16 protein-coding genes, 1 tRNA gene and 5 pseudogenes are annotated in these 22,600 nt (G+C 34.3%); 9 read left to right on the top strand and 13 right to left on the bottom strand.

Features of this window, described 5'->3' with window-relative positions; all coding sequences use genetic code 11:
- Positions 1-4: 4 nt before the first annotated feature.
- A complete protein-coding gene (gene tig / locus J4T77_RS02230; protein WP_010962514.1) occupies positions 5-1,339 on the bottom strand; it encodes a trigger factor in 1,335 nt (444 codons plus the stop codon).
- Between the two features lie 158 nt (positions 1,340-1,497).
- A tRNA-Leu gene (locus J4T77_RS02225) sits at positions 1,498-1,579 on the bottom strand.
- 140 nt (positions 1,580-1,719) lie between these two features.
- On the opposite strand from J4T77_RS02225, the gene J4T77_RS02220 reads away from it, so the two are divergent.
- Together J4T77_RS02220 and gshB are read left to right on the top strand one after the other, a co-directional pair.
- Positions 1,720-2,316 carry a BON domain-containing protein gene (locus J4T77_RS02220; RefSeq protein WP_190321228.1) on the top strand — a complete coding sequence of 199 codons (597 nt, stop codon included), beginning with the start codon at positions 1,720-1,722 and terminating at the stop codon, positions 2,314-2,316.
- Positions 2,317-2,376: 60 nt separating this feature from the next.
- Positions 2,377-3,306, top strand: a complete 930-nt coding sequence (gshB, locus tag J4T77_RS02215) for a glutathione synthase (RefSeq protein WP_038198626.1) — start codon at positions 2,377-2,379, stop codon at positions 3,304-3,306.
- Here gshB and murG read toward each other — a convergent pair.
- Positions 3,291-4,322: an undecaprenyldiphospho-muramoylpentapeptide beta-N-acetylglucosaminyltransferase gene (gene murG, locus J4T77_RS02210; protein ID WP_007549072.1), complete on the bottom strand. Its 1,032-nt coding sequence runs from the start codon at positions 4,320-4,322 to the stop codon at positions 3,291-3,293. The two genes, gshB and murG, sit on opposite strands and share 16 nt — an antisense overlap.
- A gap of 69 nt (positions 4,323-4,391) precedes the next feature.
- Between murG and J4T77_RS02205 the strand changes: the two genes are divergently transcribed.
- Positions 4,392-4,784: a hypothetical protein gene (locus tag J4T77_RS02205; RefSeq protein WP_190321229.1), complete on the top strand. Its 393-nt coding sequence runs from the start codon at positions 4,392-4,394 to the stop codon at positions 4,782-4,784.
- A gap of 5 nt (positions 4,785-4,789) precedes the next feature.
- Here the strand turns inward: J4T77_RS02205 and lpdA are convergent, their stop codons facing one another.
- The 3 genes and pseudogenes from lpdA to J4T77_RS02185 all read right to left on the bottom strand — a co-directional run bounded on the left by lpdA (position 4,790) and on the right by J4T77_RS02185 (position 8,464).
- Positions 4,790-6,163, bottom strand: coding sequence for a dihydrolipoyl dehydrogenase (lpdA, locus tag J4T77_RS02200; protein ID WP_190321230.1), 1,374 nt, complete (start codon positions 6,161-6,163; stop codon positions 4,790-4,792).
- Positions 6,164-6,238: 75 nt separating this feature from the next.
- Positions 6,239-7,152 (bottom strand): annotated as a pseudogene (locus J4T77_RS07505) (IS110 family transposase).
- Positions 7,153-7,635: 483 nt separating this feature from the next.
- A pseudogene (locus tag J4T77_RS02185) lies at positions 7,636-8,464 on the bottom strand (IS5 family transposase).
- Between the two features lie 366 nt (positions 8,465-8,830).
- Here J4T77_RS02185 and J4T77_RS02180 point away from each other — a divergent pair.
- Positions 8,831-10,429 (top strand): hypothetical protein, encoded by a 1,599-nt coding sequence (locus tag J4T77_RS02180; protein ID WP_233641097.1) that lies wholly within the window; start codon positions 8,831-8,833, stop codon positions 10,427-10,429.
- A gap of 182 nt (positions 10,430-10,611) precedes the next feature.
- On the opposite strand, the gene J4T77_RS02175 is transcribed toward J4T77_RS02180, so the two are convergent.
- Positions 10,612-10,887, bottom strand: a complete 276-nt coding sequence (locus J4T77_RS02175) for a hypothetical protein (protein WP_233641174.1) — start codon at positions 10,885-10,887, stop codon at positions 10,612-10,614.
- On the opposite strand from J4T77_RS02175, the pseudogene J4T77_RS07500 reads away from it, so the two are divergent.
- Both J4T77_RS07500 and J4T77_RS02160 read left to right on the top strand, forming a co-directional pair.
- A pseudogene (locus J4T77_RS07500) lies at positions 10,783-11,626 on the top strand (IS5 family transposase). The gene J4T77_RS02175 and the pseudogene J4T77_RS07500 sit on opposite strands and share 105 nt — an antisense overlap.
- Positions 11,627-12,000: 374 nt before the next feature.
- Complete coding sequence (locus J4T77_RS02160; protein ID WP_369409712.1) at positions 12,001-12,435, top strand: protein-disulfide reductase DsbD domain-containing protein; 435 nt, start codon at positions 12,001-12,003, stop codon at positions 12,433-12,435.
- Positions 12,436-12,591: 156 nt separating this feature from the next.
- Here the strand turns inward: J4T77_RS02160 and J4T77_RS07495 are convergent.
- The 3 genes and pseudogenes from J4T77_RS07495 to J4T77_RS07490 all read right to left on the bottom strand — a co-directional run.
- Positions 12,592-13,550: pseudogene (locus J4T77_RS07495) on the bottom strand (IS110 family RNA-guided transposase).
- Between the two features lie 178 nt (positions 13,551-13,728).
- Positions 13,729-13,875: a hypothetical protein gene (locus J4T77_RS02145; RefSeq protein ID WP_190321476.1), complete on the bottom strand. Its 147-nt coding sequence runs from the start codon at positions 13,873-13,875 to the stop codon at positions 13,729-13,731.
- A 7-nt stretch (positions 13,876-13,882) separates the two neighbouring features.
- Positions 13,883-14,319: pseudogene (locus tag J4T77_RS07490) on the bottom strand (transposase); the annotation flags it as partial.
- Between the two features lie 481 nt (positions 14,320-14,800).
- Between J4T77_RS07490 and J4T77_RS02135 the strand changes: the two are divergent.
- The 3 genes from J4T77_RS02135 (at position 14,801) to J4T77_RS02125 (ending at position 19,169) form a co-directional block, all read left to right on the top strand.
- Positions 14,801-16,144 (top strand): alanine:cation symporter family protein, encoded by a 1,344-nt coding sequence (locus tag J4T77_RS02135; RefSeq protein WP_038198671.1) that lies wholly within the window; start codon positions 14,801-14,803, stop codon positions 16,142-16,144.
- Between the two features lie 35 nt (positions 16,145-16,179).
- Complete coding sequence (locus J4T77_RS02130; protein WP_153296804.1) at positions 16,180-16,338, top strand: hypothetical protein; 159 nt, start codon at positions 16,180-16,182, stop codon at positions 16,336-16,338.
- A gap of 152 nt (positions 16,339-16,490) precedes the next feature.
- The gene (locus tag J4T77_RS02125) at positions 16,491-19,169 is read left to right on the top strand and encodes a hypothetical protein (protein WP_233641095.1); all 2,679 of its coding nucleotides are present in this window, start codon (positions 16,491-16,493) and stop codon (positions 19,167-19,169) included.
- On the opposite strand, the gene J4T77_RS02120 is transcribed toward J4T77_RS02125, so the two are convergent.
- The 3 genes from J4T77_RS02120 to J4T77_RS02110 form a co-directional block, all read right to left on the bottom strand.
- Positions 19,161-19,757: a Maf family nucleotide pyrophosphatase gene (locus tag J4T77_RS02120; protein ID WP_010082554.1), complete on the bottom strand. Its 597-nt coding sequence runs from the start codon at positions 19,755-19,757 to the stop codon at positions 19,161-19,163. The genes J4T77_RS02125 and J4T77_RS02120 overlap by 9 nt on opposite strands.
- Entirely contained in the window at positions 19,735-19,998 is a 264-nt protein-coding gene (gene infA / locus J4T77_RS02115) for a translation initiation factor IF-1 (protein WP_007550159.1), read from the bottom strand. The genes J4T77_RS02120 and infA overlap by 23 nt, the downstream gene beginning before the upstream one ends.
- A 112-nt stretch (positions 19,999-20,110) precedes the next feature.
- A complete protein-coding gene (locus J4T77_RS02110; protein WP_233641094.1) occupies positions 20,111-22,546 on the bottom strand; it encodes a coiled-coil domain-containing protein in 2,436 nt (811 codons plus the stop codon).
- Positions 22,547-22,600 lie beyond the last annotated feature (54 nt).

Genomic DNA, 22,600 nt, shown 5'->3' with positions numbered 1-22,600 from the left:
CCTATTAAATATTATCAAATAATTCCTTTAATTCTTTCACAGAAACAATCTGCTCTTCTTTACTAACTTTTTCTATTATATAATCTGTCACTTTATACTCAAGCGCTTGCCCTCTAACTAATTCTTGAAATTGTTTATTTGATTCAAAATGCTTAAGTACTCTGTCAAATTGCACATCTTTACTGACATATTGATTTACAATAACACTCAAAACATCATTTTGAGTTAATGATATTTTATGTTCTGCACTAAATTTCATAAATAACATAGCAAGCTTTACACGTTTTTCAGCTTCTTTACGAGAATCATTTTGAGCACCCAATTCTCCTTCCATTCTTTGTTGCTCCTGTTTTACTATGTCTGTGGGTAAATCAAAACTATAATTAGCATCCAAATAATCAAACAGCTCCTTTTTAATTAAGAGATTTCTCATTTCGGTGCACTGATCACCAATCATTTTTTTTGCATGATTTATTAGCAAAGAATAATCTTTAAACCCAATACTCTTAGCTATTTCATCATCATTTTCAAAATCTTTGGCAATTTGAATCTCATTAACTCGCACAGAAAAATCAGCTTCCTGTCCTGCAAGGGAAATGGCTTGGTAATTTTCAGGAAATTTCAACTTAAAGTTCTTTGTTTCTCCCTTTTTCATACCAGTTAATTGATCTTCAAAACCATTAATAAATGTGCCAGACCCTAAATTAACGGCAAAATTTTTGCTACTTCCACCTTGAAAGAGCTTATTCCTAATCCGCCCTTCAAAATCAATTATCAATTTATCCCCATCTTTCGCTTGATAAGAAGCATCATCAACAGAGGCGAAATTGGGGAACTTTGTTTTAATAGAATCAATAAATTCTTTTATATCTTCCTCTTCAATCTTTGCTTCAATTTTCTTTAAGTTTATTTTGTCAAGATCTATCACTGGTACTTCAGGCATCGACTCAAAAGATAGCTTGTATACAAAATTGCCCTCCTCATTTTCTTTGCCCAGATCTGGTAATGATATAACATCAACCTTAGGATAAATGTGAGACTTGACTTCAATTTTTTTCATCAAATCACTTGAGCAATAATCAATTGTATTATTTATCACATATTCCAAAGCCTCGTTTTTATAATTTGCAACAACAAGGTCATAGGGCATCTTTCCAGCCCTAAATCCAGGTGATTTTGCATTTTCTGCTATCTCTTGCAACCTGGAATTTACCTTTTGTTTTATATAATCACTACCAACTGTGATTTCATACTCATACTTTAGTTTATCTATACTAAGCTCTTTGTAGGTATATACGCTACTTACTTCGACTGTATTTTGAGGTATATTATTAGACATCATAATTCATTTATTAACATTTTAATTCATATCTTAATAGAGTCATTTTACCAGAATTTAAGTTAAACACAATCCTTAAGAACAGGTTTTTACACAAACAAAAGTGTATTTAGTGATTATAAATTTTCCCTTAAAACCTAAGTTACATGACTTTAAAGTGCGGATAGAGGGACTTGAACCCCCACGAGCAAGCTCACCAGGACCTAAACCTGGCACGTCTACCAATTCCGCCATATCCGCAAGAAATTTTTAGTACTCTATTATAGGTATTCCATTAAAAATATTCAAGGTTTAAAGTCTTACTTAATTTATGGTATTTACACAATCAAAAAAGCTTATTAACATTTCTTAATGAAAGCTCTAAACCCTGAAAATCAATAATGAGATTAATAACAAGCTTCTTACTCGCAATTTTTTTGATTACACAAAGTGGTTGCACAACCCTTATAATAGGTGGTGTGGTGGCTACAGCGGCAGCAACAGCAATAACAATGCAGGACAAATCCTTGGGAAATATCATTGATGATACGACTATGGTCATCAGAATTAATAAGGAGCTCTTAAAACATGGGCTATTTTCATCCATAAAGGTTAAAGTAAGTGAAGGAAGAGTATTGCTCATTGGAAGTGTTGACACTCCTGAAAAACAACTTACAGCAGAAAAAATAGCTTGGCAGCAAAAAGAAATTAAAGAAGTGATAAATGAAATAAGAGTAATACCAATTCAAATGGCTTCCATGCTAGACACCACTGTAGATGGCATGATAACAGCGGAAATAAGAACAAGACTCCTGGGAAAAAGAAATATTAAGTCAATTAATTATAGCGTTAATACGGTTGATAGAGTTGTTTATTTGATGGGTATAGCCCAAAATAAAGCGGAATTAAAAGCTGTAATAGCAATTGCAAGAAAAGTAAAGGGAGTAAAACAAGTTGTAAGTTATGTACGATACAGGTACAGTAAGTTACGCCATTAGGCAAAAATCGCTTTCAAATTATAACATTTGTACAGTTGTGACAATAGGTAGAGAACATAAATGAAAATTGCCTTTCAGATGGATGAAAATATAAATTTTGAAACTGATACTACATTTGCGCTAATAAAAGAAGCACAAAGGAGGGGGTATGAAATTTTTGTTTATACTCCTGATAATTTAGCACTAAAGCTAAACTATCCAATTGCTTTTGCTCAGAAAGTCAGCGTTGATGATTTTAGTTTTATCTCCAAAAAAGATGTAGCTATCAACTTGAATGAAATGAACATCATATTTATCAGACAGGATCCACCTTTTGATATGCGTTACATTACAACAACATATATCTTAGAAAAAACTAGCGCATTGGTAATTAACAATCCAACAGAAATAAGAAATTGTCCTGAAAAATTGATAACTTCATTATTTCCAGAACTAATTCCGCCAACTTTGATTACTGAAAATATATCAATGATTAGAGATTTCTACTACAACTATCAAGATATTATTCTGAAGCCATTGTATAGTTATGGAGGAAACGATGTGATAAGAATACAAGATGAGAATAGTATTCAAGTAGTAGTGGATCTCATGATAGCAAAATACGAATGCCCTGTGATTGCACAATCATTTTGTAAAAACATAGATAAAGATAAAAGAATATTGCTACTTTATGGCCAACCAATTGGTGTAATGAAACGAATTCCAAAAATCAGTGGAGAGATCAGAACAAACATGCGACTTGGAGCAAGTTTTGAGCCCGCTCAAATGAACGATAGAAACAATGAAATATGTAACAAAATTGGTCCTGAATTAAAGAAAAGAGGGCTAATATTTGTTGGTATTGATATTATAGATGACTTCCTGCTCGAAATTAACACAACTTCACCCACGGGAGTAGTTTATATCAATAAATTGTATAATATATCGCTAGAAAAGGATCTTTGGGACGTGTTTGAAGAAAAAGCAAGCAGCCATCAACTAAACCTGTGAACAATCACCTTAACAAACTCAGTAGTCCCATTCTTTATCCCTGTTTTTTCTGTACTATTGGTCATATCACGCAATTTTTGAGAATTATTTAATAGATCAAATAGTACCTCTGTTAGATTTTTTTTTGCTTCACTATTCTGCTTAACTATTATAGCTGCTCTCGAGTCTTCAATATATTTTGCGTTATAAAATTGGTGATTATCTTTTGAGTAAGGGTAAGGAATATATATAGCAGAACGCCTAGCAAGAGTGATCTCTGCTATTGAAGTTGCTCCTGCTCTGCTAATTACCAAGTGAGCATTGGCCAGTCTATTCTCCATATCATCAAAAAATTCACTCAATTCACAATCGATCTTTTCACTTTTGTATAGACTTTTGACCTTGTTTACATTTTTCTTCGTACATTGCTGCGTCACTCTAATTTTCTTTTTCATTTTAATAGGTAAATCACAAATTACGCTGCTTACTACATCATCAAAAAAATTTGCACCTTGGCTGCCTGCTATGACCAATATATTTAGGATTTTCTCAGTGCTAGAATGGCTCTGTGCTTTTATATCAACAAAATTTCCTGTAAAAATACATTTATTGCCCTCTGCATATTTAGTCTCCGGAAAGCTGGTTGCAATTAATTTTGCACTCTTGAAAAAGAATCTATTTACTCTCCCTAAAACTGTGTTTTGTTCATGTAAAATTATAGGTATAGAAAGAACTCTTGCTGCAAGAAGAGTTGGAAAAGAAGCATAGCTACCAAAACCAATGACCGATTTTGGTTTTAATTTTCTTACTTGATACAGTGCTAACATAGAGCTGTATATCAAGAAAAGGAAAAACTTAAATTTGTTGCTGCTTGGTCTACGTAATGGTAAGGTGTAGCTTTCTATGTCGGTATTTTTATTTGTTTTTTTATCAGTGAATAATATGCAATTGTATCCTTGTGTCTTTAGTGCTTTTGCTAAAGCTATGGCCGGAAAGATATGCCCACCTGTGCCACCTGTTGCTAAAATAATATCCATCTGTAAATAATAAATCCTAGATTGTTAACTGTTATTTAACAATTTGCACGTAGAATTTTATTAAGCGTTATGATAGTTGAGTTAAAAATGCCTAAAAGTAATAGTAAAAAAGAACCTAATGAGAAAAATAAACCTCAAGAACAAAGAGAAGGCAGAAGCGGAGGTTTTTTAGAACTGCTAAAAAATATAATAAAAATTCTTTTCAATTCGGTCGTTGACCTACCTGAGCACGAGCAGCATAATAAAATGAAAAGCACTAATCTACAACAAAGTTTGGATACTAAAGGAAAAGGCCCAGAAGATCTTCATCCAAAAGCAAAGCTTGAAGTTAAAGAAGCAGCTAAGGGATTGAAAGAAGAGTTACAGAATTCTGATGCTGGTGGTAATCAATCTATTGAAACTAAAGTGCCTAATCAAACTACTACTCAAGACATTGACAACTCTAAAACGATGGAACGTTAGTTCAACTATTTAACATCTGCAGCAAGCACTGATTCATGTATCATCTCTGAAATGGTTGGATGAGGAAAAATCGTAGATTTTATGTCGAAGTCTGTTCCTTCTAGTTGCTTTGCAAGAGCAAAATTGCTAATTAACTCCGTTACTTCTGCACCTATCATGTGGCTACCCAGAATTTCTCCGGTTTTTTTATCTATAATCGTTTTCACTAACCCTTCAGTTTCACTGAGTGCAACAGATTTACCATTAAAGTTAGAGTGAAATTTTCCTATTTTTATATCATACCCACCTTTTATTGCCTGTTCCTCAGTAAGGCCGATGCTCGCTATTTGTGGATGAGAATAAGTGCAATTTGGTATGCATTCTTTTTTTAACGCATGAGCATTTTTACCAGCAATCTTTTCAATGCAGATCACGGCTTCATGGCTCGCTTTATGTGCTAAACATGGTGGGCCAGCTACATCACCTATTGCATACACATTTGATTCACTAGTTTCATACCATTCATTCGTTTCAATAAAGCCAGAAGGGCTTAATTTAATTTTTGTATTTTCTAAACCTATATTTTCAATATTTGCTTGAATTCCAACCGCAACAATCACCCTCTCAAATTCTTTGCTCTCACCACTACTTAGTAGCACTTGAGCAGAGTCTTTACTTTTAGTAAGAGCTTTTACGCTACTGTTTGTATATATTTTTATCCCCTGTTTTGTGAATATTTCTTGTGCTAAATCTGAAATGTCCTTATCCTCCAGCGGCAAAATAGTGCTCTTTATCTCTATGATTGTTACATCAACCCCCAAAGTACTATAAAAACTTGCAAATTCTATTCCAATTGCACCAGACCCTATAATTAGTAGCGATTTTGGTAATCTCTCTGGAGTCATAGCGTGCTGCGCATTCCATATTAAATCTCCATCTGCCTCTATTCCAGGCAGATTCCGTGCCCTCACGCCTGTTGCTAAAATGATATGCTTGGAAACAATTTCTTGTTCTTCCTTATCGCTAACGACTTTTATAGTACCATTGCCTGCAAGTTTACCAAAACCTTGATGAACTTTGATATTATTTTTTTTCATCAAATATGCAACACCGCTTGACAATTTATCAACAACGTTTCTTGAGTATTTCACTATTGATTGTATATCAAAATTCGCTCCCTTTACTTCTATACCAAACTCTTTTGATCTTTTTATTAGCCTATAAACCTCAGATGCTCTAAGCAGTGATTTTGTTGGTATACATCCCCAATTTAAGCATATACCGCCTAAATTTTTTTCTTTTTCCACAATTGCAGTTTTAAACCCAAGCTGTGCCGCCCTAGTTGCCGCTATATAACCACCAGGACCGCTACCTATAACCGTAATATCATACTCATTCATCAGTTTTCTTCGTATTCAAAAAGATTATATATAACAGATGGAACCCATACAATCAATGGTCTGTCATCTACCGTCTTAAGAGTCAAGATAAAAGTTGTTATTTTTTATCATGGCATTTAAACAAACGATAATTTTTCTCATGACAGCAACTAATGCAACCTTAGCAGCTTTGCCAGAATCAACCAAACGCTGATAAAACGCTTTCATTTTTCTGTTGTGGCGCATAGCAACAAGAGCTGACATGTATAGTGCTTTCCTTGCATAAAACCTGCCTCCTTTGATTTGAGCTTTGCCAACTTTTCTTCCACTTTCACTAGTTTTAGGTGCAACTCCAACTAAGCATGCAATTTCTCTATTCTCTAATCTACCAAGCTCAGGCACCTCTGTCAGTAGAACGCTCGCCGTCTTTGATCCAATACCTTTATAGCTGATTAAAAGCTCATTTTTTCCTTTCAATTCAGCTATTGCGTCTTCTATGTCTTGCCTAATTTCTTTCAATTGTTTTTCAGCAAACCCTATCTGTCTTTCTATGTATTCTCTAGCTTTTCCCGTCGCACTTTGCAGGCGACACTTGTTTGCATGAATTGCATCATTTAAATTACGCTCAACTGCCCCCAGCTCCTTTAATTCCTCTTGCTTTTGTGAAATTATACATCCTTTTACTTCACCGTCTTTACTGACAAATTCAGCGTATTTTTCCAGTAATTTAGCATCTAACTTGTCAGTTTTTGCAAAATGATTGCAAGCTTTGGCAAATGCATATACCCGATTCGGGTGAGCTTTATGGACAGTTATCTTGCAACAATTTTATAATGAGCTTTTCATAGCCACCAGCTTACACATAACTTGATGGGTAAATCGACTATATTTGTTTCTATAAACTTAGATATAGCATCACTCACGTTTGCTATGCGCTTATGCTTGCCATTAATTGAGATGTCCAATGCTTCCTTGGAAACATCTACTCCCATGAAAATTATTCTAGCCATTTTTGTACCTATAAATATAATCAAACAATAATGCAAAATGCTGTATACAGGATTGTAATTCGATCTTTTAGATCCACCTACCGTTCGTACTACATTTTGCTTTAAGCCTTACTATTACCCACAAATAAAAACATAGTATTGTATTTACTCAAATAATTTAATTTTATTAACCTGAAAGCTTATTAGATTAAAATTATTAAACTAAGAGTTATAATTTTAGCAACTAAAAGCTGTAAATTGCACCATATAAACAGTTATTTCAAGCAAAAGTTATGCCATTAAGAGCTATGCAACAAACATTTATATTTGTGGGTAATAGTAAGATCTAAATCCGATAGAGCATTGTTGGCACACCATCAAAAGTCGCCTCAGACCTCTAATGCATCAATGTACAAACTTACACCTTTTAGTTGGTAATACCATTTTAGACGTTTATCATTCGTTTTAGAAAATACTATAGAGGTTGTTCGGAAACTAGTAAATTCAAGCATATTCCCTCTTTAACATAACCCTACTCATAGCTAGGTATATGAAATTCTCAGTGGATGTTGTGAGTAAATCATACTCCTTCGATAGCCTTCTATTCCTATTAACCCAAGCAAAAGTCCTTTCTACAACCCATCTTCTTGGCTGTACTTTAAACCCTTGTTCTCTTGTTGGTAGTAGCTCAGGTGGCGTATCTTTGTGCACCCAAAATCTACATGGAGGCCTTTTAACAATTTCAATATCTATGTCATATTCTTCCTTTATGTGATTCTTTAAATTTCTTCCTTGGTATCCCATGTCAGCCCACATTTTTTAACTTTAGTATATTTTGTTCTCATATTGTTTAATGCTATTTTAATACCATCTCTATCATTTTCGTTAGCAGCGCCTACGTAACAACCTAGTATAAAACCCTGAGTGTCTGTAATTATATGCCTTTTTCTACCCTTTACTTTTTACTTCCATCATAGCTTTGATCCCCCTTTTCTGTAGTCTTTACAGATTGACTATCTACTATACAGGCACTCGGCTGCTCATTCTTTCCTATTTTTCTTCTACTATATTTTGTAATTTCATAATTCATTTTCTCAAAATTCCCTGCTTCTTCCATTGCCTGAACTGCTCATACACAGTCTTCCATAGCGGAAAATCATTTGGTAAATACCGCCATTGACACCCTGTACGCAATACATAGAAAATTGCTTCTAATATTTCTTTTTTTGCTATACTTTGGCAGCCTTCCTCCTTTCTTGTATGATACTCTGAAGTGTTTTTCTATTCTTGCCCATTCCCTTTCGCTTAGATCTGTTGGATACTTTTTTCTCATCTTTACCCCGTACTAAAATTTCAGATATTATAGCCTTTTACTTGTTTCCGGACAACCTCTTATAGCCTTTTACTTGTTTCCGGACAACCTCTTATAGCCTTTTACTTGTTTCCGGACAACCTCTAGTAGCGGAATGACGAATTTTTGTTTTTCAAATTGTCAGTAAATCTAAGTCAGTTTAGCTATATAAAACATAGTATAAAAAGAGCTATTTTAGCAAAATTTTAAACAAACAAAGTTAATTACTTCACAATTGATACCTTACGAGAAAAGCACATTTGATACAGATTTAAAATACAAGTTAACGAATTATTATGATTTTTACCAAGATAATAATATAGTAAGGTTTGGTAGTGAGGTATCAAAATGGAAAAATACACCAACGCATGGTTTAATAAGAAAGATAATCATGATTGTGCAAATGATGGCACTTGCGGGCAATCTATAAAGGATTTTAGGATTGGTAATTCTGATATTTCTTTTTTTGATAGTAACAAAAACTTAATTGCCAAAGTACCTAAACTACCAAAGTATTCTAGGGATAAATATGGGCATCAATTGTATAAGGAAGCTGAGTCAAAGCAGTTCAATTATTTTTCCACAAATATACATGATGTTTTGTCTAACAGCTTTACCGTTAAATACGGGTATATAAATTGTACTATAAAATACGACAACTTATCTGAGCAGGAACAAAACCAAATAGAAACAGACATTAAAACTGCCTATGAAGCATTTAAAGAAAAGTTTTGCTTGAAAAATAGTAATGCAAGTTACAATATAACGGTTCACATTTTTAATAATAGAAGCGATTATACAAAGTATAGCAATCTTCTCGGCTTAGATGAAGATGGTGGTCCAGGATATATTACACGAGGAGTAACAGATTGTCAGAATATTCTGACATATAAGCAAAGTGCCATGGATTTTGTTCTAGGTCATGAGCTAGGCCACATATTTCAATTGTGTTTTTCACCATCGGCAATAGTCCAAACTTTGAGTATTCTGGATACTGAACTCATAGCAAATGTTGTTGGACGAGAAGTAGAAGAAAAAAATTATAAAGCTATTTGCAAGCAGATGGGTGTAGATGAATATAAATACGATGGATGGAGTTTTATTTTTAAATACATAGGTACAACTGGTAGTGTATACCGCCTAAACCTTTCAGAAGAAGAGAAATTTCAAATTATACAACGTGTCAAGAGTTCTGGACTAGATGAATATGAAGACCATGGATGGATGTTTAAATTTAAATATAAAGATACAACTGGTAGTATATACCTCAAGGACCTTTCAGAAGCAGAGAAATTTCAAATTATACAACGTGTCAAGAATTCTGGACTAGATGAATATGAAGATCGTGAATCAATGTTTAGTTTTAAATACAAAGGCACCACTTATAGAGCAGAACACAGAGATTATCTTTCAGCAGAAGAAGAAAAACTTCAATTTATCAAAGACATTAAGAACTCTCATGAATCGCTCGTTAGTGAATGTGATGGATTGGGGAATGAGAATACAACTTTAGTGATTTACGTTGATGAAAATAAGGAGATAAGTCAAATGTATTTTCATAATCTAGACAAGAATATATTCAAATGGTTAGATAAGACACTTATAAGCAGAAGTAAACCTGAAGAAGATGTGGATGACACAGCAGGAAAAGAGCCTGAACCAGAATCAGCCGAAGAGGATACTCAGCAACCCAGTAATTTCTTATCCAATATTTTTTCAACAATTAAATCCATTATTGATTCTATCTCATCACTCTTTTCATGGTTATTTGGGTCGAAAGAGAAAGAGTCTAATCAACAATCTGATGATAATCCTTCTTTGTTTAAGCTCGATGCTAATGAGTTAGATCACGAAGTTAAGCCTGATGCCAATGAGTTAGGTCACGATGTTAGAGATCACTTATCAGACAATTATAACCATTACAACTCATCTGATGGGCTAATGTAATATAGCTAATTTACAGTATCTGTTCAGATGCATGGCTAATGTACAAATATTGAAACAAAAATTCCAGTGCCCCTGTGATGTCATTCCAGTGCTTGACACTGGGATCCAGCTTCTGTGCAACCTCATCAAAAACATTCATTTAGTATAAACTTTCCATGCTAGTTTGCTTGCTTACAAGCAAACTAGCATGGATCCCAGTGGGCTTTGTTGCATCGCTCAAGTGAAAAGAACTGGCAGTTACTGACAAAATTCATTATAAATAGCCATTTAACTGTTGAAGAAAAAATATGCCACAAAAAATGAGAGTCAGTAACTGCCATGAATATAACAAATTTCTCCAAGAAAGAGGAAGCATTTTTTGTTATATCAATGACGCCATAGAAAATTGGTACGAGAATTGTCCAAAAATGCAGGGCGGCAACTATATTTATAGTGATAAAGTTGTGATTTTGGTGCATATAATCGTCAGTTTCTTTAGAATTGGTTTAAGACAAACAGTCGGGTTTATAAAAGGGTATTTGCAACAAATAGGAAGAGATTTGCAGCTATTCACAAGCATCAAAAGAAACTTAATATTAAGATAAATGATTGCAGAAAATAATATGGAAGATATCGAAATTGCTATAGACAGTACAGGAATTAGTATATACAACAACACACAGCAAGGAAAATAGCACTGACAGAAAATATCGTGGCTATGAGCAAACGAGAAAATTGCACGTAATGTTGAATATAAACAACAAAAAAGCCATAGCTGTAAAATACAGTAACGGCTGATCACTATGGAGCTTGTGATTTGCTAAAAGAAGTTGATTTTCAGCATGCCATAAAAGCACTATATGCAGATAGAGCATGTGATAGGCACAAGTTTTATAAGTTGTGTAACGAATATGATATAAAGACAAAAATTCCACCAATAAACAATGCGGCAGAACATCCAGAAATAGATTATATGTCTGACAGGAATGCTGCTATTAGGTTAATAAAATTATACGGTGAAGGTGGCATGAAAGAATGGAAAAAAGAAGTAAATTATGGGAAAAGATCTTATATTGAAGGGTTTTTCTCAAGATTAAAGCAAATATTCGGATTTAGTTTTAGGAATAAATCTGAGATAAATCGAGAAAAAGAACTAAATGCTATTTGCTTAATAAATTCACTGATATTGGTATGGCTAAATTTGAGATAGTTACATGAATTTACCATAAATCACCATCTCATAAAGCGTGATGCAACAAAGCCATCCCAGTGTCAAGCACTGGGATGACACCCTCCTTATGGGCCAAAATCACAATGTTCGTACAGTTGTGGATTCATTCGCGGTATCTCGGCATAGATTCCGCTAACAAGTAGCGGAATGACGAATTTGTCGTTTTTCAGATTGTCGTAAGTCAGTTTAGCTATAGCATAATGCTATATTAATAAACAATCTATATAATACTATTAAATATAATAATTAAAATCTAAATTACTTTCTCTATAAAAGGAGAAATTTACCTTAATGAAAATATATATATATTTAATATTATTTTTATTTTTTTTCTTGCGCTCAACTATATGCTGACGAGGAAATTGCAAAATTTGATTTACTTATTGGCGAGATAAATGAAGCAAGCTTCACTCTTAAAGGTGCAATAAAGGTTACAGTAGAACCAGGCTGGCACATATATTATAAAGATCCTGGAGATTTTGGCCTTCCCACGTCTATTAGTTACAAAGGTAATGCATCAGATATAAATATTCACTGGCCTATTCCAAAGGAACATAAAGATAAAGTAGGGAGAGAGACGTTTGTAAGTAACGTATATGAGGATATGGTATTATTTCCCTTTAAGATGAATATATTTTTAAATCAAGGGTATATTGACCTTAACTTCCATATAAATTATGCGATATGTAAAGATAGGTGCATCCCTAAAAATGTTGAGATAAAAATCAGGCAACCATTAAAGGATTTTATAGATTCTGATATCAATAAACTTATAAATGAGTGGTATGAAAAATAGAGTTCTCATGGGGTAGGTGTCATTCCAGCGCGTGACACTGGAATCTCATTTACTTTTTTGTTCACTATGTGAGGAACTTGGGCCTACAAGTATATAAACATAATGGTTTCGCATAAAAAATTTAGATCCCAGATACTGTTTCTGCTGTCAAACAAATTATTCAACAAAATTACAATTAAATGGTTGATTATTTTTAAGAATACCAAAAAAGACATGCATTAATTTTCGCATTAACGCAAGAACTATGACTTTTGGACATTTGCCTTTACTTGCTAGACGCTGACAAAATTTTTGAAAATGATTATTATGGTTTTTGACTACTATAGCTGGCATGTAAAGAGCTTTTCGAATACGCTCAGATCCTATTTGCATATGCAACTTCTCTTACTTACTGACGATCCCGATTGATAATGTCCTGGATTTAGACCAGCAAAAGCTGTAAATTGTTTAGCATTGTCAAAGTTATCAACTGATGGCATTTCTGCGACAACAGCAACAGCAGTAAGATATCCTATACCTTTTATAGTCTTAAGGTTTTCCACCATATTTTTAGATGTGGATAGTTATTTATATGCTCATTAATTTCTTTTTCGAGAACAATAATTTGCTCCTCTATTGCCAAAATTACTTTAGATATAGCTTCTTTGCAACTGGAATGCATATTTTTGTTTTCCAAGCGATTTGTCTGTTGCACCTTATCATCTTTTAGCGATTGCATGCAACGGTAAAGCTCCCTCAAATGCCTCATTTCAGGTGCAATGGGCTTCCAAAGAGCAGGTTTGTTGGCGATACAAAATCTAGCTATCATAGCTGCATCTGATTTATCTGTCTTATTTCTGAGCAGCTCACTTTTGCCAAAAGCTTTCTGGGTTTACTATACTGACATTATGTCCTAAATCGTGCATAAAAGTAGCCAAATCTTCTCCATACCAACTAGTTGCTTCAAGACATAAATGAGTAAGATTTGCTCCATGGCCATTGCACCAAACTACAAGTTTTGCAAAACCATCTTGATTATTTTGAAAGACTTTGTGTCGTTTTTTACTGTCCACTAACAAACAAACATCAAATTTCTTTTTTGAAATATCCACACCCAAAATAGCATTTACTTGCATAAAATTGCCTCCAAGACTATAAATAAACTGAGAGTTTAGACTAACCTTGTAATACGGGATATAATTCCAAAAGATACTGTTCAGTCTTTAACTCTATGGGAGGGAAGCAAAATCTGGCTTAATGGCATTAGTGTCGCATCAGCTTCACCCTCCCTGTGAGGTTTTTAGCTCTAATGCCTCACATCATAAAGATACAAGTGTCACGCACTAACTGTACGAACATTGAGATATAAGAGTAATTTGTACCAAGAAAAAAGATGTCATCCCAGTGCCCAGACACTGGGATGGCTTTGTTGCATCGCTCTTCGGATAGTAGGTAACGCACAATAAATTTATGAAGCTATCTCAAATTTAGCCATACCAATATCAGTGAACTTATTGAGCAAATAGCATTTAACAAGTAGTTCCTTCTCTCTATTTGTCTCAGATTTATTCCTAAAACTAAACCCGAATGTTTGTTTCAGTCGCGAGAAAAAACTTTCTATATAAGATCTTTTTCCATAACTCATCTCTTTTTTCCACTTCTTTATACCATCTTCATCATATGACTTTATGAGCTTGACTGCAGAATTTCTCTCAGCCATATAGTCTAACTTTGGATGCTCTGCTGCGTTGTTTTTCGGAGGAATTTTCGTTTTATACCATATTGATTACACAGCTTATAGAGCTTTTCTCTGTCATATGCCCTATCTGCATATAGTGCTTTTATGGCATGCTGAAAATCGACTTCTTTTAGCAAATCACAAGCTCCATAGTGATCAGCCGTTACTGTATTTTACAGCTATGGCTTCGTTGATATAATGAAAAATATTTCCTCTTTTTTCTAGAAATTTGTTATATTCGCTATGGTTACTGACCCTCATTTTTTGTGGCATATTTTTTCTTCAACAGTTAAATCGCTATTTATAATGAATTTTGTCAGTAATCACTAATTTTTCTGCTGCTATGCAACAAAGCTCACTGGGATCCAGATTGGACACTAAGTTGGTGAGTATAAAAGTAGCTAACCTTATGTTAAAACACAATATTTTTGGTGAGGGGTTGCATTAAAAGCTGGATTCCAGTGTCAAGCACTGGAATGACATCGTCTTAACATTGTACCATATTACAATGTTCGTACAGTTATGTGTCACGCTACTTGGATGACAAGAAAAGGTTTCTAGAATGACGGAAACGAAGTCATACATAGAAAATAGGTTAGGTATTTTCAATTTTTGTTGTATACTCAAATAAAAATCTCACTTTTACAGATGGATACAGTAAAGTTTGTTTTATTACTGCCAACAATATTACTCATGCTAGTTGCTGGTGTTTACCTATCGATTAAACTAAAATGGCTACAGGTATTTAGATTACCATACGCCCTTTCACTCCTTGGAGCTAAAAAAGGAGAAAATAAATTTTCTTCTATAGCCGCTCTGTTTACAATTTTAGGGGGAAATTTAGGAGTAGGAAATATTTCAGGAACTGCTGTTGCTCTAAAAACCGGAGGACCGGGCTCTATTTTATGGATGGCAATAATTATTGTTATCACTTCTGTGATAAAATATGTCACTTGTTATCTAAGTATAAAAACCAGAAAGGAAAAGAACGAACGGTTTATAGGTGGCCCTGTAGCCTACATGACTGATGCGTTTAACTCTAGGAAGGCCACAATTGTCTTTCTAGTTATCATGATGATGGTTTCAATAACAGTTGGTAACCTTGTTCAGGTAAATTCTCTATCAATACCACTTAATATGATAGATGTGCCTGTAGTTGTTGGTGGCATTGTAATGGCCATAATATTTTTTGTTGTTGCAGCTCTCAGCTTAAAAAAAATTAAAATTTTTATATCGGCTATGATACCGATAATGACGGTAAGTTACCTCACACTTTGCGGTATCATATTATTTAAATTTAGTGAAAATATTCTTCCTTCTCTAAAACTAATAACAAGCAGTTTTTTTACAACTAGTAGCTTTAACTCTGGTTTATCTCTAGGTTTGATTTTAGAAATGTTGACTATTATTCAAGTTGGAACTTTGCGAGGTATTTTTGCAACAGATATAGGGCTTGGCCTCGAAGGAATCGTACATTCTTCAATTGTTCCTAAGAAAAATAATAATAAATTTATTATTGAACAGAGCCTAATCACAATAATATCGCCTTTTATAGTTGCATTCATAGTGTTTATTACAACAATGGTACTGCTTGTCACAGATTCTTGGGTCACTGATTTAGAGAGTACTAACATGTGCATATTTGCTTTTAGAAAAGCTATGAATTGGCCCTATATTGACTATTTAATTATGGCCATAATGTTTTGTTTTGCCTTTACTACTATTTTTACTTGGTTTTTTTGCTCAAAACAGACAATACGCTATGTGTCTATGGATAATAAATACACTAAAATCTGGATTGTAATTTTTACCATGATCATTCCGCTTGGTGCGATAGGTAAAGTCCGGTTGCTATGGGATGTTGCTGATATCTCGATTGCTGCTTTGTTGTTTATCAACATACTCGCTATACTCAAGCTAACCTCTCAAGATCCAGAAGTGTTTACTATGAGTAGCAGATATTTGAAGTTGCAAAAACAGAGCTATAGCTAAAGCAATTTAGGCTATGCAGCTGTTGTGATATAAGAGTGATTTCCGCCAAGAAGGATGTCATCCCAGTGCCCAGACACTGGGATCCAGGAATCTTGATTGGCACTAAGTTAGTGAGCATAAAAGTAGCTAATCTTATGTTAAAACACAACATTTTTGATGGGGTTCGTGAAAGGCTGGATTCCAGACTGGAATGACAACTTAAATCGTTTGATGTTACCATAAAATAGCTTGTGTCATCACATTAGTAACACAACCTTCCTTAATAAAAATTCAACCAATGCTTGTGATAATTATATTAGCTAGTATTAGCTAGAACTAAAGGCAGAGGGTTATTAATGAGGGATATATGGGCACTAACGATACACAACAAGAACACATTTATAATGAGCGCATTCAAGAAAATTTTCCTTTATTTGATAAAATAAAAAAGGAAGACGACCCAATTTATAATGCTAGAGTTGATTTTAACACAGTAAAGTTTTTAACAAAACACGCCAACTGGAATTGGGACGAAGAAGAAAACAAAGATAAAGCATATGGAGTTATTCTTCAGAAATGCGACAAGACAAAGAAAGCTGGACAAGACCTTGAAAGTGAAGTTAAAGAAAGGTTGAAAGAGTATGTTGATGATGTTGCAGGAGTTTCAATATACGGTAATCACGCAAGTATTACGCTGGGAAATAACAAAAAAGAGTTTAAAATCAGCGAATTTTTAAACAGTGATTTTTGTGAGAAGAATGAAATCTCGGGATTTTCAACATTGCATAGTGATGGAAAGAGCGGAATGCATGGTTTTGTTGCCGAGGAAGAAGGGAAAAAAATAAGACATTATGTCGTAACTGATGGTTCATATGAAATGACTTTAAAGTGGTATGCGGAGGGGAAGGAATGTAAGATCAAAATTAAGATTGATGCTAACGGTGTAGACCTTGTTAAAGGTGATGATTTTTCTCTAGAACGGTTAGAAGTAAACAGAGATGTAAAAATAGGTGGTTTATTCTTGCATGAAATACAATTCAGGGAGAAAGGACAAGGAAAAGCGAATGAGATGCAACATAATAAAGACAGTAACGAGCTATCATCTGAAACTACAACAAGAATTGATGTTAATAGAGGTGTTAGCGTTCAAGCTACTGATATAACTCAAAAAAAAGAAGACCACCATTCACATTTTGGACTACAATCTAACAGCAGAAGGCAGTCTTACGATAGCGGAATTGGAAAAGATTTTGACGATAAAATTAATTCTCAGGAGGCTAAAGAAAAGCGTGAGCTTAGACAAGCAGCACGAGAAGCAAATTCGGGAGGTCAAGTTTATAACCTACAATCGCTTTTTGAGGAGAATCCTCAGAACAAAAAAACTCCTCCGCCACTTCCACCTAGAACTAGTTCACTACCACCTAAAAAAGGTGTTTTCGATGAGCAAGGGGGAGCCAAATCTAGAAGCCAAAAACCAGATGACTTGCGCGAAAATGAGCAAACACCTAATAATCAGCAAAAAGGTGCAACTTCTGATTCTTCAGATAGTTCTACTTTCACCAAGTCTGTAAGCCACAATCAAGATAATAGGCAAGAAGATGAACGGTATGACAATCCTACATTTGGACATGCTGTACCTGGAAGCCAAAAACCAGATAGAAGTGAGCAAACACCTAATGATCAGCAACAACCTAAAACCCAGCAACAAGAAGGAAATAGCAAAGGCGATCTGTTACAAGACATCAGAAATTTCAAGAAAAACAACTTACGGCACATTGATGTTGATGATAGAAAAGCATCAATTGCAGGAAGTAGAAAAAATAACCCATCACCGTTAGAGACATTAAAGGACATAATTCCTTATTCATCTTCTCCAGATAACAGTGATAACCAAGATGCTAGTGATGCTAAGTGGAAAGAAAGTGAACAGCCGCTCTCTGCTACAGCACTCAATAATAAAAGTGACTCGGGCTATTCATCTCCAACTCATGACAATAATGAACAATCTCAAGTAAATCCTGAACAGTTAAAGAAGAGCTTAGAGAACATTGAACAAAGTGATCAAACTCCACCTGAAAATCTTCTTAAAGAAATCAGAGATAGATCACAGCAGGATAATAGAGGATTAAGGCAAGTTGATCCTACTGATAAACTGTCACAAGATAAAGAAGATGGATTGCAAAAAGACGATTTAGCAGATGTAAAAATAGTGGAAGGTCCAACTATTAGTGTCTCTGCTTCAACACCAAATAGTATAAGTGATTCAGGCTATATATCTCCAACTAATAGTGATAGTAAATCTCAAACAGATTTAAAACAGGTAGGAAGGAAATTAGAAGAACATATTAGACAAAGTAATCTAACTCTATTTGAAGAACTTAAAAATACATTAGGTCAAGAAAATCTCGGGTTAAAATCAGCTGATCAGAGTCAGATTAGCGAAGAAACTAAAAAACGCTTGAGAGAAGTTGGGTTGCTAAAAGACAGCTCAACAGACATAAAAGCAAACGATTCGGGCTATTCATCTCCAACTCATGACAATAATGAACAATCTCAAGTAAATCCTGAACAGTTAAAGAAGAGCTTAGAAAACATTGAACCAAAAGAAATCGGAGATACGAGTGAGTTAAAAGGAGCATTGGGAAACCCGGATAAAGGGTTAAGAGAACCGGCACAACAGGCTACTAAAGAAAATATTCCTAAAGATTCATTCTCAGAAAACATTTTAGAAAAGATAGGAAAAGGTAAACAATATGACCCTATACGTAAATGGTTAGAAAAAACAGTGGCAGAACGAGAAAATAATGACACTAATCCAACTGTAGATAAAAATAGCGAACTATATAAATTACTAGAGAAAGATGAAGCACAACTGAAAGCTGGAGTAATAGAAGAAGAAAGAGGAGATACTTTAACAGAACACACTGATGGTTATGATCGCAATAGAATTGCATTAGCTAACAGAAATAAAAGACCACTAGATTGGGCTAAACAGGTTGCTGAGTCACAACAAAAAAAAGATACTAATAAAGGTATTTCAATATAAATTGAAGTTAAAATAATTGCTTAGCAAACAATAGGTTTCATGTAATGGTAATCCTATAACGGAAGAGTAGGAGCCGCGTAAGAACAATACGAACACTCCAGCTAGGCCTTGTATATTGCATCCCCCCGCCCTATTTTTCCACTCTTCTGATGCTAAATAATACTTAATTTCTTGTTCACTGAGACGTTTAAATTTCACTATTGTAACCACAGTCCTGATATGTTGTTTAGATTGATCGGGAGTTAATAGACATACACTGGTGTATACTCTATGCCTTCTTCCTGATAACAAGCGGATACATTTTTCTGCTTGCTCAACGTTTTCAGCTTTGAGCAATATCCTTCTACCACAAGCAACAACTGTATCAACACCAAGCACAAAATAATTTGGATTTAAACTTTGTATTTTCTCAGCTTTACTTTTTGCCATACGGATTGAGTAATCCTTCGGAAGTTCCTTTTTTAAAGGGGCTTCATCTATATCTGCTGGCAAAATTAAACCTGGCTCAATGTTTATTTGTTTTAGTAAAGCTATACGCCTTTTCGATGATGAAGCAAGAATAAGATTATTTAGAGATCGTTCTGTCACTTGTACCTTTAAGCCTTCTAATGATCCTACCCTTTCTCGCATTCCTATCGTAAATGCTCATCTCAACTAACACCCTATCCCCTATAATGATGCGTATTTTACTTCTTCTCACTTTCCCTGATACATGACAGATAATCTCATGTTCATTGTCCAGTTTCACTCTAAATTCTGCTGCAGGTAGTAAAGCAGTTACTGCCCCTTCCACTTCAAAAATTGTTTTCGATTTCTCGTCTTTTATCATATGTTATATTATAATTTAATAATCTTTTTTAGTCTACTATAGATTTTAAATTATTATCAACACAAAAGACCTTTTGCGCCCCACTTAAGTTGCAACTTAACCCCAACCATCTTCACAATGATACCCTACCTACGTTTCTACTCTCTGCCACCTTCTCAATAGAACTTATAGGACTTATGTTGAAAGATAAATCATTATCACAATTTTCTTCATCGCTATCAAGTCCACTATCAACGCTTAAAGATCTGAGTAATGTTGTCTTCTCTCTCAGTGGAATATAAGACTCATTATCAACGCTTGAAGATTTGGATAACCTTTTCTTCTGTCGTGGAGCATTACCAGACTCATTAGAAATTTCTCCCGTTAATTGATTGTTGAAGCTCCTTTGTTCATCAGCACGAATTTTTTCTTCCAGTCCATCAAGCATTCCTACCAATTCATCACCCCATTCATTTTCTTCTTCTAATAATTGTTTACACTTTTCTTTCTCACGCTCTAGCTCGTTTCTTAACTCTTCGACTTTATCTTCATCTTTAGTGAATTCAAGTGTAAGCACCTTATCTCCTGGAAATTCCTCGTACTCGTTTTCTAGTTCTTCAATGTTGAGTTTTAGTCTCTCTTCTCCAAGTGTATCTTGTAAATCGCTATCCTGCCTATCTGATTCTTTAATCTTTTGCTCAATTTCTACTTGTACCTTATATTCCTGATCTAATTCTCTTAGCTGATCTTTCAAGCGCTCTTTCTGCTGGCGTCGTTCAACCATTATCTGTTCCGCATCTTCTCGTGCTTGATTTAGCTCTTTTTCCAAATTCTTCTTTCCTGCATTAACAATTTTCAGCTCTTCCTTTAGCTTTCTTTTTTCTTCATATACACCTTTAAGTTCTTGTGCTTTCCCTTGTAGCTCTTTTAACACACCTGCTAATTCTTCATTTTTTTGTGCCAGTTCAGTTTGCAATTCCGTGTTTTTTTGCTCCTCTTTTTCAAACCTGTCTTGTAAATTGCTATTCTGCTTCTCTAACTTTACAATTGTTTGATTAGCTTCTGCTTGGGTTGTTTCTAGTTTCTCCTGTAGTCGCTGATTTTCTTGTATTAATTCATGGTGCTTTTTATTTATCACTTGCAACCCTGCTTCTATTTCTTGCTTCAATTCAACGTTTTTTTCGGACAGCATCTGATTATTTAAAATCAATTCATCCATTTGTTGTGAAGCAAATTCTGTCTGAGTTCCAGTGTGCTGTAAATTGACTTCCGTTTTAGTTTCGATTTGTTGTGAAGCAACTTCTGTTTGAGTTTCAGTGTGTTGTAAATTGACTTCCGTTTGAGTTGATGCATTGTTATTAATAGAAGGAGGAAGGCTATTGTCAGCATCAACTTTAGGGTCTAATTCCCCCTCTGGTTCCTCGCGATAGGCCGCTATAGACTCATTTTGAAAATTATTATTAGCAGTAGGTACAACATCAGCAGCCTTACCTTTTTCTAGTACAGCATCATATAAGGAGAGACCTTGAATATATAATTCATCGTTTTGCTTTATTAATTCTAAGATCTCATCCGATAGCACAAAATCTTCATCATTAAATTTTAGTACTTCAGTTATGCCATCGCTACTCACATTCATAATCATGGTACACATTTCGGATCCATCCTTTACAGGCCAAGTGCTTTTCATTTCATAATATGCGCCCTCTTTAAATTCATAATATCTTTCCTTACCTTTCCGATGAGAGTGTATTTCATGTTTTTTATTGCAATAGATATTCAGCTCTTTAATATCTTTCTCTTGCTGTAAAATGTCACTAATCCTGGTTTGCTCACTTCTATTGTAATTAATAAGATTGATATTCAAAACTCTATGAGTGTTATCAGTTTCTGTGTAATAAGCTCGAAACTCTACGCCTTTCTCTCCAAGATATTTACTTGCAGCTTCTTTTCCCTGCTCTGCCAACTTTATGCATTTATCTATATCTTCCTTAAAGCTCTTATTAGCAGACTCTGTTACTGCTTTATCTATGTACGTTTTTTTAAAATCTCCATCATTTATTAGGTCATAAAAACTCCACTTATCCCCAAAAGCCCTCTGCACGTAAGTGAAATTCTTTTTTTCCTTTAGTTTTCCTAAGAACCACACCTTTTCTTTCAGATTTTTTAGTTGAAAGCTTACCCTTGCCTTTACACTAGAGTTTTTGGCAGGAATACTAACTTCTTCTAATTCTTTAAGTAATTTGTTATTTTTTATAATTGAGGAGCAAAACTTTACAATAGCAGAATTTGCAAACGAAGGATCTTTTTTTATATCTTCATCAATAATTTCTTTAAAACGTGCAAATTGAGGTAGAACATAAAAATTGATTATTTCTTTTTCTGATCTTGTTTTATTAGCATAAGAGATATCACCTAATTGTGAATATAACTCTTTTAATGTATAGTAGATAAGCGTAGAGTAATAAACCTCCCTATTCAGTGAAGTTGGTCCAATACACTTTTCAAGTTGATCACCTGTTTTTCCTGCCTCTGCTGTTTTTTCTTCTTTAGCCAAACTTCCAATCATAATACACCTCCTTAACTATATTTATATTATACCAATTAATATATATTAAAAGAA

The organism is Wolbachia endosymbiont of Drosophila innubila, assembly GCF_021378375.1.
Lineage (GTDB): Bacteria > Pseudomonadota > Alphaproteobacteria > Rickettsiales > Anaplasmataceae > Wolbachia > Wolbachia pipientis.
Note: the sequence above shows the minus strand (reverse complement) of the source record. Positions and strands in the feature narration are given on the sequence as shown.